Source organism: Bacillus yapensis (assembly GCF_005280205.1).
Classification (GTDB): domain Bacteria; phylum Bacillota; class Bacilli; order Bacillales; family Cytobacillaceae; genus Robertmurraya; species Robertmurraya yapensis.
In genome coordinates this window covers 71601-85352 of sequence record NZ_SUND01000006.1, presented here as the reverse complement: position 1 = coordinate 85352, position 13752 = coordinate 71601, and the positions used below count along the sequence as shown (strand labels likewise).

Here is a 13752-nt window from a genome sequence, read left to right as displayed (position 1 = left end):
AGACTCTCTACATCCTTGTAGAGAGTCTTTTTGTATATAGCTATACACTTAATGTCAACTGATTAATTTCCACAATTGGTTCATTCTTTTCAATCCTTGCTTTTATTTCATTCATCTGTGCAATTAGCTTTTCAGTTCTATCCTCTGGTGCGATTTTTTTATGCAAGACCGAATACAGGGCTACATCTCTAAGTCTTAAGAATAAAGGCACTTGATTTTGCCACCCGCGCGGTAAGACATTTTCACTTTTATATCCAGATAAAAAGGCATCAAAAAATGTATTCGCAAAAGCATGCCGAACCTCTTTATCCCCTTGAGGAAAACCATAGAGGACTGAATAATACAGCGGAATAGCAATATCCGAACAAAACCAATGGTAACAACAATCATCGAAATCAAATACGTGAATATTTTCTCCGTCAAAAAAGAAGTTTCCCGAATGAATATCCGTATGGATTAACCCATAATTATCCATGTTCTGTTCAAGTTTTTGGATTTCCTGTAATAGCTCATTCGCATTTTGGATAATTATCTGCTCTTCTGAAGGTACATATTTATCAACAAAATGAATATCTTCCTCATCCCAGCTCGGCCTTTTTACAAGGTTTTCACTTTCTACATAGCTCTTCGTCACTTTATGCATTTTTCCAATCGTTTGACCCCATTTGTAAAACAATGCATGATCATATTTTTCGTGATTGGCCCTTACGTGTTCACCTGGTACTTTTGAAAAAAGACTAGCAAAAAAGTTCGTTTCATCGATTGCTTTTAATTGAACGACTAGCTCCCCTCGGATGGACTCATACGCTTTCGGAACAAGAACTTGATTTAAATGCAAATAATTCATCCAATCGATTTCCGCAAGCAACTCTTCCTTTGTTCGATGAGAGCTATGCGTCAATCTTAATATATATGGACTGCCTCCCCTTGTTACTTCAAACACATAATTCTCAAAATCCCCTAGTTTCTTATACTCTTTTTCTAGAGCAAAATGCTGTAATGCTTCATACATGATTTCTTCTGTAAAAACTTGCGCAACAAATCGTTCCATTAAAAAATCCCCCATTATAAAAATTCATTCCTATAAGTATTCTACTTAACATAGGAAAATCCTATTAATCTCCAAAAAATTCAAAAAAGGGATCCATGAGTAGAAAATTTCATGTAATATATCAATATCAACTTTTGAAAGAAGGGTATTCATTGAGTCAAGCAGCGTTAACATCTCAGCCCTTTAAAAAAGGATTTGAGAACACGAACTACAAAATTTTAGTTATCATAGGGATCTGTCACTTATTAAATGATTCTCTCCAAGCTGTAGTCCCTGCTATGTTCCCAATTTTAGAGGATTCTATGGGATTAACTTTTACTCAGCTCGGCATTATTGCCTTTTCGCTAAACATGGTCGCCTCGGTGATGCAACCCTTCGTAGGAGTTGTAACAGACAAGAAACCGATGCCCTACGCCTTACCGATTGGGTTAACATCTACTTTAATAGGTGTGTTTGGATTAGCCTTCGCCCCTTCTTTTATTTGGATTGTTTTATCTGTATTATTTATTGGTCTTGGGTCTGCAGTGTTTCATCCAGAGGGCTCGAGAGTAGCTCATATGGCTGCTGGAACACGAAGAGGACTTGCTCAATCCATTTATCAAGTGGGAGGAAATACAGGGCAAGCATTAGCACCATTAATTACTGCGTTAATTTTAGTCCCCCTCGGTCAAAAGGGTGCGGCGTGGTTCATCATTGTCGCAGCCATGGCCGTGTTCCTGTTAGTGTATATCGCATCCTGGTACACACAAAAATTGCAAATAGACGTTGAAAGGGTAAAACGTAAAGGACAAAGTACCGTTTCAACTGAAAATCCATTTACGCGAAAAATTGTTGTATATCTCGTCTTGCTCTTATTCTTAATTTTCGCCCGTTCATGGTATGTGTCTGGTATAACAAACTACTATGCATTTTTTGCAATCGAAAGCTATCATTTTTCCATTGAGAAGGCCCAAGGCTTCCTCTTTGCCTTTTTAGTGGCGGGTGCGATCGGTACATTCTTTGGCGGACCATTAGCTGACCGATTTGGAAAGAGAAATGTAATTTTCTTTTCATTAATTGGAACAGCACCATTCTCGATTTTAATGCCATTTGTATCACCTACTGTTGCATTTATTATTTTGACCGTTACAGGCTTTATTCTAATGTCTAGCTTTTCAGTCACTGTTGTCTATGCGCAAGAGCTTGTGCCAGGAAAAATTGGCTTAATGTCAGGTTTAACAGTTGGCTTAGCTTTTGGAATGGGTGCAATCGGTTCAATTGTGCTAGGCTATTTAGCCGATCATATTGGAATTATATTAACGATTATCTTAACAGGATTTCTTCCTTTACTCGGAGTCCTGACACTATTACTCCCTAATGATACAGCAAAGAAAGAGATGGGTTCTTAAATCCCATCCTTTTTTATACCAAGAAAGAAAGCGCTTTAATATTCGATTATTGTTAACAATTTCGACATTCGTTGTCACGAAAACTCTCTATAATTATAGATAGAAGGACTATTCAAATTTTAGGGAGGAAAACGCCATGCATTTTAGTAATTATCGTGACTTTTATCAAATGTGTCTTTTGCCCATGAGTGGTAACGATATTGTTCATTCCGACCCAAATGCTTCCCATTGGTTAATTGCCATTGAAGGCCACAGAGAAATTGGACATGATGAGTTTTATATATGGAAAGTGGCCATTTACGAAACAAATGAAGACGGTTATTTTCAGAATAAAAAACCCTACTATATCTCTTCAAACTACAGAAATTTCCATCAAGCTTGCGAAGCTGCTACCGAACTAAAACAAACAATCCTACACAGTGGTTTTCATCTTCCTTCTCCTCACATAAATTAATTCACCTTTCCCTCTTTTGCTTTTCTTCTTTTTGAAAATTCATGTGAAAAAATGTACAGATAGTGATTTCTCCACTCTTTTAATAATTTCATGTATAAAAAGACAAAATAAGTATAGAAGGTGGTGAAATCATGAGCAAAAAGAAAGCTAAGAACAACAGCATTGAACAGACTCAAAAAGATCATGAGACCGAGAGTGCCTTTCAACAAGATAATGGCAAAAAATCTCGAAGCAAAAAATAATCAATCTAGAGGTGGTTTCTATGGGAAACTTTAAAGCAATAGCTATTAAGTTCATCGCTACTCTTGCTATTTTGTATTTAATTCTAGGGTTATATTATGGAATGACTTTCGGAACAGTATTCTTAATTACGCTCATACTAGGAATTGTAGCGTATTTGGTCGGAGATTTAGGCGTCTTGCCAAGAACGAGTAATTTTGTTGCTACGTTAGTGGATTTCGCACTTGCTCTTTTAGTCGTTTGGTTAATGATTTCCTGGTTAACAGCATCTACGACTGCATTTACGATGGCACTTGTTACCGCTATCGGCGTAGCAATTGTGGAATATTTCTTTCACAAATATTTATTTAACATCACAAAGCATACCGATGATCGAAATAGAACAACTCGCCCGAGAAACCTTCAATATCAAACAGAATCCTCTGAAGAATTCTCGCCTGAGTTAAGCAAAGATCATGAGAATAGAAAATGAAAAAAGTGGGAGCGACTGTCTTGTCGCTTCCACTTTTTTGTTACTACTTAAGCCAACCTGAAAACAATTCCGTGGCCACCTAATGGGTACTCCCATTTAATATTTTCATAAGGGCAACCAATGCGACAGCTTCCACATTCATGGCACCCCTCATAGCCGACCTGCATTCTTGTGCCTTCCCATTTGTACACTTCCCCAGGACAGAAAAGCGTACATAACTTGTCTGGACAATTTGTGTTACAAATATCATGATCAAGTACGGTTAAGTGTGATTTCGTGTCAGCTCTAAAACGAATCAAATATTGTTTTTCTTCAATCGTTTTTGTGGACATTATTTCACCGCCTTCCAAGCACGATAAAGATCTTTCATCACGCCAAAAGTACCTTTTTCACTGGTGAAACCTTTAATAATTTGCTTCTGCTTTTCCTTCTTCGGTGTTCCATCAACCGTAAAGAATTTACTCATTGCCTGGTTCAACATTGGAACATATTCTTTGAAATACTGTGGACTATTTTCGAACAAATGAGCCGCATCCTTATACTTTTCTAAATCTTTCATAATGAAGCTTGCGTATAAGGCTTCACGATAGCTATTTAAGCTTGATTCACTGTAATCATTCCGTTCTTTTGCCTGAATGACAGCCTCAGCAGCCATTTTTCCAGAAGCCATTGCCATATTTGAACCTTCTCGGTGTATGGCGTTGACAAGCTGTGCTGCATCTCCGATTACTACAACTCCGTTCCCAGCAACTTTCGGTACAGCATGAAAGCCTCCTTCGGGAATTAAATGCGCTAGATATTCAGCAGATTCTCCTCCTGCCAATAGCGGGGCAACCATGGGATGGGTTTTCAAATAATCGAGCAGGTCATATGGCTTCATTTTCGCCTTAATCATGCTTGATAATGTCGTTCCTACCCCAATATTGATGCTTTCTTTATTCGTATAGATAAATGCTGTCCCGAGATTTCCTTTGGTAGAGTCTCCAAAAATCTCAATTGTACAACCTTGATTTTCTTGCAAATTGAAGCGGTCATTGATTTTATCCTTTGGTAAATTAATAACCTCCATCGCTGTCAAAGCTACTTGGTCAGGCTTTAGCTCGTTATGAAATCCTAGCTGTTTTGCTAAAAGAGAATTGACTCCGTCTGCAAGAACGACCACATCAGCGAAAATTTCCCCATCAGGACGGTCCGTACGTACCCCAATAACCTTGCCATCCTCCACAATACATTCGGTTACAACTGTTTCATTGATTAATAGAACGCCTTCTTCAACACCCTTTTTAGCAAACCATTGGTCAAAATGGGCACGCAGGACAGTAAAATTATTATACGGTTCCACTCCCCATTCAAGCCCCTTATAGCCGAAGGAAACCGTAGACTCTTTATCCATCATCCAAAAACGTTGCTCGATTATCGGTCTTTCTAATGGTGCCTCTTTCCAAAACTCAGGAATAATTTCTTCTGTTTGCTTTCGGTATAAAACGCCACCCATGACATTTTTGCTTCCAGGATATTCTCCTCTTTCGATCTGCAATACCTTCAGCCCGTTCTTTGCACATGTGTAAGCACATGCGGTACCAGCTGGTCCAGCCCCAACGACGATTACATCAAATTTCTCAGACATAGCTTACTTCACCGCCTTGCTTCACACGAATTTGTTTGAACTGCTCAATTAATTTCGGTACAACCTCAAAGGCATCTCCGACAATTCCATACGTCGCAGCCTCGAAGATCGGAGAATTCGGATCTTTATTTATCGCAATTATAAGCTCAGAATTTTTCATCCCTACGACATGCTGGATTGCACCAGATAGACCGATAGCAAAATAGATTTTAGGCGTGACCGTTTCACCTGTTTGCCCAATCTGCAATTCATGTGGAAGCCATCCTGCTTCTATCACATCCCGAGTTCCACCGACGCTCGCACCAATCGTATCGGCTAACTCATGAATGAGTTTGAACCCTTCTAGGTCCCCCATCCCTTTTCCTCCACAGACAATAACATGAGCATCTGCCAAGCTAGCTGTTTTTGTTACATCCTTCACAATCTCAAGCACTTTTGTACGCATATCTTCTTCGCGCAGATCAATCGTTTCATCTACCACTTCTCCCATACGAACTCCGTCGAAAGGAAGCGCCTTTATTACTTTCGGTCGAACAGTTGCCATTTGTGGTCGATTCTTCTTACATAGAATTGTTGCCATGATATTTCCGCCAAATGCCGGACGACTAGCTTCTAGTAATCTTTTTTCCACGTCCACATCAAGCATAGTCGTATCAGCTGTCAGACCTGTACTTAAATCAGTTGCGACTGCACTTGCAAGGTCTTTTCCGTTTGGGGTAGCACCATATAAGAAAATTTCCGGTTTATATTTCTGTGCCAAGTAATTGACACCCTTCATATACGATTCTGTACGATAATACTTTAATACTGGATCATCAATCATATACACTATATCTGCACCATGCCCTATAACCTGTGTAGAAAGCTCTCGCACATTATCTCCTAATAATACGCCTGCCAATGAAACTTCTAACTTATCTGCAAGCTGTCGTCCAGCACCGAGTAATTCAAGGGATACGCCTGCAATTTCTCCCTCAGATTGCTCAATGAATACCCATACACCTTGGTATTCCTCCATCCTAGAAAACCCCCAATCTTACGTCTATTATGTTAACTATTTCACATTTAAAAGCTCTTTTTGCTCTAATAGTACATCCATTAGCTGTGAAACTTGTTCATCACTCGTTCCTTCTAACACTTTTCCGCCCTCAAGCTTCGGAGGTGTAAACATTTTTCCAACAACAGTTGGGGAACCTTTTAATCCTAGTTGAGCGATATTCACTTCTCCTAAATCACTAACGGACCAAATATTAGATTTGTATCTAGCTGCTTTTAGCATATTTGGAAGTGGTGAATATTCGATCTTATTAATTTCTTTCTCAACCGTTAATAAGCAAGGCATATTGACTCGAACAAGCTCATAGCCGTTCGAAAGCTTTCTCTTAACAAGAATAGTCCTATCATTGCTGTTGATTTCAGAAACCTCGATCACATTCGTAACAGGCGGAATATCTAATCTCCTTGCAATTCCAGGACCGACCTGTCCTGTATCCCCATCTATGGCATGCTTCCCGCAGATTACCAAATCAATAGGCTCAACGCTCGCTATTTTTTCAAGCGCCTTTGATAATGCATAGCTCGTAGCAAGTGTATCCGCACCAGCAAAAGCACGGTCAGAAATTAAATAACCCTCATCAGCACCGATTTCGATACACTTCTTAATAACCTCGGTTGCTTGAGGTGGACCCATTGACAATACAGAAATTTTACCTGTACCCAAAATGGATTTAAGTCTTACTGCTTCTTGAACAGCATGCGCGTCATACGGATTTAAGATGGCAGGTGCGCTACGGCGATCTAAGGTGTTCGTCTTTGGATTGATTTTGATGATTTTTGTGTCTGGGACCTGTTTGACACAAACAACTATGTGCATGCAATAAATCCCCCTTCTAGAATTGTTTTTATTTTGACATGCTTTCTCTATGATTGATGAAAGCATAGTACAAACAAAATCATGGATGGTGGTGCAATTACTGCTGTCTGATCTGTAGTTGTAAGGAAAATAGTAGTGAAGTAGTTTTCGTGTGTTTAAACTTTGGAGTAATAAATAATAATTGAGAAGTTCTAAGTAGAATTTGAATAGGTATTTAATTTATTTATATTAATAATAAAGAAAATTTCCATTTCTTCTCTATGACAAAAATCACAACTTCACTTAATTTCGAAACTAAAAAAAAGCAAAAAAAAGAAGACCTCTTCAGAGTCCTCGTTTAACAAAATCCTCGTAGTTGTCAATAAACAATATATTAAACCATCAAGTGAACTTGTGGTAAAATCATAATCATTTGTTTAAAGGCAATTCTAATTTCATCTTGTTGTTGACCAGTTCTTTTAGAATAGCATTGGTACTCGTATATCAATTGATCAAGTTCCTGACTATATCGAATAGTGTCATCACTGGTAAATCCTTTTTCTTGAGCTGCTTCTATCATTTTTTCTCTCATTTTTCGAATTTCATTCAACTTCTCCCGACAATCATACTGCACCGCTATCCCCCTAATCTTCCATAAATCCTTAAATCTATTAATGTATCCTTGATGAATTATGCCAAGAAAAAGTTCGAATGTAAATAGAATCGCAATATTAGACAAAACAATCTAAAAAGACATTTTTTTTGCTAAATCTTTTTTCTATTTTCGACATTTTCCGTGTAGAATCAACTATTTTTTGAATAAAGCTCCCTCTATTTCAAGTAGCTGCTCTTTAAGATGAACTTGAGTTCCAGCGTAACCTGTTAATGATTGGTCCTTTCCAATCACGCGATGACAAGGAACAATGATCGGAAGCTTATTTGCTTTATTAGCCTGTCCAATCGCTCGAACAGCTTTTGTATTTCCAATCGCGGTTGCCACATCTTGATAGCTAACTGTTTTTCCATAAGGAATCTTTTTCAGTTCATTCCATACATTTGTTTGAAAAACAGTCCCTTGCTCTTGTAAAGGTAAATCAAAATCCTTGCGCTGACCTGAAAAATACTCATCCAATTGTTGAACAGCTTGCATTAATAGAGGATGCTTACTATTTTTCTGAATCTCTACTTTTTCCGATTCCAAAAAATCCTCATTGCCAATATGAAGTGCGACAATATAATCGTTTTCTGCCACAACATAAATTTCACCGATACTTGATTGATACATAGTATAATTCTTCAAATGTATTCGACCTTTCTTCGTTTAAACTCGCTTAATGGGAAGTTTGATATGAAAAACAGTCCCCTTCCCTTTCTCACTTTCCACTTCTATATGCCCTTGATGCTCATTAATGATTTTATAGGAAACCATTAGCCCCAATCCAGTTCCTTTTTCTTTTGTCGTAAAAAACGGTTCACCCAATCTTCTTAATCTCTCAGGCTCAATACCTTCTCCTTCATCTTGAATCGATACTAATACTTGATCGCCATTATCTTTTCTAATTGCAATCCGTATAAAACCTCCACTACTCATTACTTCTATAGCATTTTTTATAATATTGATAAATACCTTTTTTAACTGATTAGGTTCACAATAAATAAACGGGATGTCATTTTCAAGCTCAAGTTGAAATTGAATATTATGTAAAACCGCTTGCGGCTTTAGCAATTCAATCGTTTCTTTCATCAATTGAGCAATGTCTTTTTCTAAGTATTTCATCGCTTGCGGTTTGGCTAATACTAGAAATTCGTTAATGATAGAATCAATTCGATTCAATTCGTTTTTGATTACATCGAAATACATCGAATGATCCTCCTTGATTGTATCTTCTAGTAATTGAATAAAGCCTTTAAGTGCCGTCATCGGATTACGAATCTCATGAGCAATGCCGGCAGCAAGCTGCCCAATGACACTTAAAGTGTCTGATTTTCGTAGATGTTCTTCTATTTGCAGTTTTTCCGTAATATCTTTAAATGAGGATATATTTAGATTCGAAAAGACATTTTTCTTTGTCGAGTACTCGACATGCAACCTTTCACCGGTTTCCCGTACAAACGTGATTACTCCGCTTGAATGCTCCTTCGATTTAAAAAGATCGACATGCTTTGACATATCATCTGCCTTGACGTTACGCCGCGCCAATAGCGACAAGAGGGATTGGCCAATAATCTCTTCTTTATTTGCATGAAATAATTTCACACCGGAAGGGTTCACATCAATAATTTCAAATTCATCATTCCAAAGAATTAAACCTTCGACCGCTCCTTCGAAAATACTTCGAAACTTACGCTCACTTTCCCTTAACTCCTGTTCCATCTCATATCGTTCCGTAACATTACGAAAAATCGTCATGCGATGACCGTTGGCAGAGTGAAGTTTGGTGGTGAACTCTAGTATTTTCTTCTGTCCATTCGGCATCAAAAAAACAAGTTCATCACGCACTGAACCTTTTTGATATAGTTCCTGTAATATTCGATTATAATTGGTAGGGTGACTAAATACAAAGTCTTCTATTTTTTTATGTTTTAGCTCAGATTCGCTACTTTCAAAAATTTTGCAGGCCGATTCATTCGCTTCAATAATCCCATCCTCTACTGTCCAAAAGACAATTCCATCTAGCGCTTCAATAAATAAATCTCGATAGAATTCTTCATTTTTTTGTGCTTCTTGATGTACTAGTAATTCGTCTTTTTTCATGGCAGCTATTTCGTTCTCAGCACTTTTTATTTGCATTTCCTTCACCGTATTCCCACCTTTTATCGCTTTGTCTTGGACTTTATTTATATAGGATTAACATATGAATAGACACTTGGAAATTTCAAATCAATTTCTTATTCTACAAAAAAGAAAAAAACACCTGCAATAAAAATGAGAAAAAATGGTTTTTTCATGACAAAAAGACCGTCTCAATGAAACGGTCTTTCAAAATAGGAAAATAGTTCTAGAATCAAGTGGATAACTTGTACTACTAATTATATGTTGTTTTCATATTAACCATTATTTTTTTCGTAAATGTCCTAAAGCCGACATTTACACCTCCTAAGTGGTTTAGTGCTAAAAATTATTTTTGCACAGCACTTTTCGCTACCTTTTACTGTTTTTAACCTGGAAATTTTGCATTTCATTTAATCTTTTTTTATCCACAAGCAACATTTTTTGCGAAAAGAGCCTAATTATAATAACGGATTCTCATGCTGCGCTTTTAGTCGCTGCCATCTTCTTTCGATTTCCTGTTCAAAATCCGAAAGAATTTGCTTATTTTCTTCTTTTAGTAAATGTTTTGTTTTTCCCATATATTTTAGCCAGTCTGCTAGTGGGATCTTCTTTTTCTTTCCTTCAGGGTCGTAAGTTATCGCGGTTTGCCCTTGTTCCACTTCATATAACGGGAAGAAATTGCTATTAACAGCAGCCTCCATAATCGTGTTTCCATAACGGTCCTCTGATTTCCAGTTCAATGGACATGTAATGAGAATCTTCCCATATACCGTACCAACATTTTGGGCATACCATTGGGCTTTAGCCGCTTTTTTCACTAAGTCCTGCGGAAATGCTTCCGTCCCTGTAAAAACATAAGGAATATTGGTTGCAGCCATAATTTGCGGTGTATCCTTATGATGGAACGCTTTTCCTTGCTGTGACTTCCCAACATTGGTTGTACTTGTCATATTCCCTATCGGAGTTGAGTAAGACATTTGAGAACCTGTGTTCATATAGCCTTCATTGTCATACTCAAGAATAATCAACTTATGATTACGAAGAGCTGTTCCAATTGCAGAACCCATCCCGATATCCATTCCGCCATCCCCGGTAATCATCACAAAGGTTGCATCGTCTGCGACCTCAATTTCCCCTCTACGCTTCTGTTCAAAAAATGCTTCGAGCGTCCCTGATAATGTGGCTGCCCCATTTTGGAAAAGATTGTGAATCATCGTTTGCTTATGGGATGTATGTGGATAGGAAGTAGTTGTTACATAGGCACATCCTGTCTGGAATAATACAACGACATCGCCTTCGATCCCTTTGAAAAATAACTCTAAACCTCCGAAGATTCCGCAACCTGGGCATGCTCCATGACCCGAGGCAATACGCTTTGGTTTTGAAGTCAATGCCCGTAATGGTGGGATTTTCACCTTCAATTTATTTGTTTCTTCATCATGTGTGACTTGAATCAATCCTGAGCGATATACATCTCCATGCTGAGGAGAAATAACTGGCTTCATCACATTTTCAGGATGACCTGGTACATGCCCATAATAATCAAAAGGCTTCTCTGCATAACCCTTTTCTTGCGCATCCATCGCCATTTTGAAAAAGTTTTCAGCATCATCGGCATAGAAATCCTTACCGCCAAGACCAAATACTCTACTCAACACAATCGTTTGATTATCCTTGTCTTCTTGTAGAGCCGACTTCACCTCATGGGTAAGGTTTGGACCGTTTGCTCCGTAAGAATCAGCTCTCTCTCCTACTAAAAGAGCCTTAACGTTCTTTAACGCCTTCCGAATTGCTTCAGCTGGGAAAGGACGAATGATATTTGGACTAATAACACCTGCTTTAATCCCCTGAGCTCGTAGTTTATCTACGACATCCTTCGCTGATTCAGCCGCTGAGTTGAGTAAGAATAAAGCAACATCTGCGTCTTCCATTTTGTATAGATCTAATACTGGATAGTCACGGCCAGACAGCTCTGCATATGCTGCTGCAACCTTTTCAAACACCTTACCTGCAGCATACATTGCTTCAGATTGTTGATAGTGATTATTTGTTAAGTCGTCCCCATTCATATGAGCACCAATCGTTACCGGATTTTTCGGATCACGGGCAAATTGATAATCAAGTGGACATTCTCCTACGAAATCCTGAACAATTTTTCGATCCTTGAAATAGTTAACCTTACGTTTTTGATGAGAAGTGAAGAATCCGTCATAAGCCACAATGACCGGCAAGCGTACTTTTGAATGTTCGGCTATTTTTAACGCCATGATATTCATGTCATAGACAGCCTGAGGAGTCCTTGCTGTTAAAATCACCCAGCCAGTATTGAGTGCAAAATAAAGGTCAGAGTGGTCACCTCTAATATCAAGCGGTCCACTGATCGAACGTGTGACAAGATTCATTACCATCGGGAAACGAGTTCCAGATTGAACCGGTAGCTGTTCGAGCATGTACATGAAGCCATTGGCACTCGTCGCATTAAATACACGTGCTCCAGTCGCAGTAGCTCCATAGCAAATTCCGGCAGAGCCATGCTCTCCATCTGCCGCAATTAATTTAATATCATGTTCACCACGAGCCTTCATTTGATCCAAATACTGAGCAACCTCGGTGGACGGAGTAATTGGAAAATAGCCCATAATATGATAGTTGATTTGAGCCGCCGCCATTGCGGCCATCTCGTTCCCAGATTCAAAGGTCATCACTTGTTCAGCAGCCATTCCAGCTGTTAATTGTTTTTCTACTAATGCCATTATGAAACACCTCCTGCAATGAACGGAAAGTTTTGCTTCACTTGATGGGTTTCTGAATACGCAATGGTTTCACGCAATTCATTCAAGGCTGTTGTTGGACAAGCTTCCACACATTTCAAACAGCCCTTACAGTATTGATAATCGATTCCTTTTAGAAATATTTGCTTTCTTCCGCGCTTATCTTCGCCCTCTTCCCAGACGAAACAAAAATCAGGGCATACGGTGTCACATGAAGCACAATGAATACAATCCTCGAGATTTAATCCAGGTAAATAACCTTGGCGAGAACCACTTAAATCTTTTAAAATACTATTGGCTTGAGCTGTGATTACCCCACCTAGTGCTTGAGTTTCATAGCCTAATAGGGGCTGTGGACGACTAAAGCTCTTCCCAATAGCATCTGAAGGGGCTTCAAGCGTCTTAAAATGAACTTCATTATATCCTCTATCAAAAGTGCGAATATTTGGTTCTACTAAATGCGGATATTTTTTTTCAAAAGTTTTTCTAATCACACTTCTCATTGAATCTGGATCAAGAAAATCGCAAATGCGGAATAGCGCACCTAGCATCGCTGTATTAACCTTAGTACGTTCTTCCACGGCGATTCCTAGTGCATCAACGATAGCCAGTGTACCGTATGATAAGTGCAAGTCATTTTTAACATCCTCAAACTCCCTAGTGGAATTAACTAATACAATCCCATCTGGAATGAGTCCGCTTACAACATCAACTGTTTTGTATAGGGCCTCATGAAAAATCCCGATAACATGAGGTTGTTCAATTGGACTATGGTCACGAATTTCAACTTCTGCATCACAAAAACGGATGAAGCTTTTTACAGGCGAACCCTTTTTTTCTGATCCGTAGGATGAAAAGTTCGAGCCATTCAAACCCAATCCAAGAACTCCTGCTTCCGCTAACATTTTTCCTGCTAAATTTGCCCCTAATCCACCGATTGATTCAAGACGAATCTCAAAAAAACCTAAATCATTCTTTTTCGGTAAAATAGACATAATCTCCCTCCCTATTTGTACGAATAGTGTATAGAGCTTGCAAAATTGAGTTCTATACTAATCCCCACTTAATATTGTAGGGGAACTTTTATATACAATCTGTGACATTTGTTAAACAAAAAGGGATAA

The 13752-nt window shown here is 38.5% G+C and carries 14 protein-coding genes; 4 read left to right on the top strand and 10 right to left on the bottom strand.

The genetic code is table 11. From position 1 onward, the window contains the following. Positions 1-40 precede the first annotated feature (40 nt). Entirely contained in the window at positions 41-1051 is a 1011-nt protein-coding gene (locus FAR12_RS09265) for a phosphotransferase enzyme family protein (protein ID WP_126408413.1), read from the bottom strand. A 152-nt stretch (positions 1052-1203) separates the two neighbouring features. Here FAR12_RS09265 and FAR12_RS09260 point away from each other — a divergent pair, with 152 nt between their 5' ends. The 4 genes from FAR12_RS09260 to FAR12_RS09245 all read left to right on the top strand — a co-directional run bounded on the left by FAR12_RS09260 (position 1204) and on the right by FAR12_RS09245 (position 3605). Continuing rightward, positions 1204-2439, top strand: a complete 1236-nt coding sequence (locus FAR12_RS09260; RefSeq protein WP_246010359.1) for an MFS transporter — start codon at positions 1204-1206, stop codon at positions 2437-2439. Between the two features lie 136 nt (positions 2440-2575). Then, positions 2576-2893 (top strand): hypothetical protein, encoded by a 318-nt coding sequence (locus FAR12_RS09255; protein ID WP_126408411.1) that lies wholly within the window; start codon positions 2576-2578, stop codon positions 2891-2893. A 131-nt stretch (positions 2894-3024) separates the two neighbouring features. Continuing rightward, positions 3025-3135: a biofilm-forming protein gene (locus FAR12_RS09250; RefSeq protein ID WP_126408410.1), complete on the top strand. Its 111-nt coding sequence runs from the start codon at positions 3025-3027 to the stop codon at positions 3133-3135. A gap of 20 nt (positions 3136-3155) precedes the next feature. Further along, positions 3156-3605, top strand: coding sequence for a YndM family protein (locus tag FAR12_RS09245; protein ID WP_126408409.1), 450 nt, complete (start codon positions 3156-3158; stop codon positions 3603-3605). Positions 3606-3652: 47 nt separating this feature from the next. Here FAR12_RS09245 and FAR12_RS09240 read toward each other — a convergent pair whose 3' ends face one another. The 9 genes from FAR12_RS09240 to FAR12_RS09200 all read right to left on the bottom strand — a co-directional run bounded on the left by FAR12_RS09240 (position 3653) and on the right by FAR12_RS09200 (position 13623). Beyond that, positions 3653-3937: a ferredoxin family protein gene (locus tag FAR12_RS09240; RefSeq protein WP_126408408.1), complete on the bottom strand. Its 285-nt coding sequence runs from the start codon at positions 3935-3937 to the stop codon at positions 3653-3655. Beyond that, positions 3937-5232 carry an FAD-dependent oxidoreductase gene (locus tag FAR12_RS09235; protein WP_126408407.1) on the bottom strand — a complete coding sequence of 432 codons (1296 nt, stop codon included), beginning with the start codon at positions 5230-5232 and terminating at the stop codon, positions 3937-3939. The genes FAR12_RS09240 and FAR12_RS09235 overlap by 1 nt, the downstream gene beginning before the upstream one ends. Then, positions 5225-6250 carry an electron transfer flavoprotein subunit alpha/FixB family protein gene (locus FAR12_RS09230; protein ID WP_126408406.1) on the bottom strand — a complete coding sequence of 342 codons (1026 nt, stop codon included), beginning with the start codon at positions 6248-6250 and terminating at the stop codon, positions 5225-5227. Before FAR12_RS09230 ends, FAR12_RS09235 begins: the two co-directional genes overlap by 8 nt. A 36-nt stretch (positions 6251-6286) precedes the next feature. Beyond that, positions 6287-7105 carry an electron transfer flavoprotein subunit beta/FixA family protein gene (locus FAR12_RS09225; RefSeq protein ID WP_126408405.1) on the bottom strand — a complete coding sequence of 273 codons (819 nt, stop codon included), beginning with the start codon at positions 7103-7105 and terminating at the stop codon, positions 6287-6289. Positions 7106-7478: 373 nt separating this feature from the next. After that, positions 7479-7718 (bottom strand): aspartyl-phosphate phosphatase Spo0E family protein, encoded by a 240-nt coding sequence (locus FAR12_RS09220; RefSeq protein ID WP_126408404.1) that lies wholly within the window; start codon positions 7716-7718, stop codon positions 7479-7481. 174 nt (positions 7719-7892) lie between these two features. Next, positions 7893-8369 carry a methylated-DNA--[protein]-cysteine S-methyltransferase gene (locus FAR12_RS09215; RefSeq protein ID WP_126408536.1) on the bottom strand — a complete coding sequence of 159 codons (477 nt, stop codon included), beginning with the start codon at positions 8367-8369 and terminating at the stop codon, positions 7893-7895. A 36-nt stretch (positions 8370-8405) separates the two neighbouring features. Beyond that, complete coding sequence (locus FAR12_RS09210) at positions 8406-9875, bottom strand: PAS domain-containing sensor histidine kinase (protein WP_126408535.1); 1470 nt, start codon at positions 9873-9875, stop codon at positions 8406-8408. 440 nt (positions 9876-10315) lie between these two features. Then, a complete protein-coding gene (locus tag FAR12_RS09205; RefSeq protein ID WP_126408403.1) occupies positions 10316-12610 on the bottom strand; it encodes a thiamine pyrophosphate-dependent enzyme in 2295 nt (764 codons plus the stop codon). Beyond that, on the bottom strand, positions 12610-13623 hold the full coding sequence (locus tag FAR12_RS09200; protein WP_126408402.1) for a 2-oxoacid:acceptor oxidoreductase family protein: 1014 nt from the start codon (positions 13621-13623) through the stop codon (positions 12610-12612). Before FAR12_RS09200 ends, FAR12_RS09205 begins: the two co-directional genes overlap by 1 nt. Positions 13624-13752: the final 129 nt, after the last annotated feature.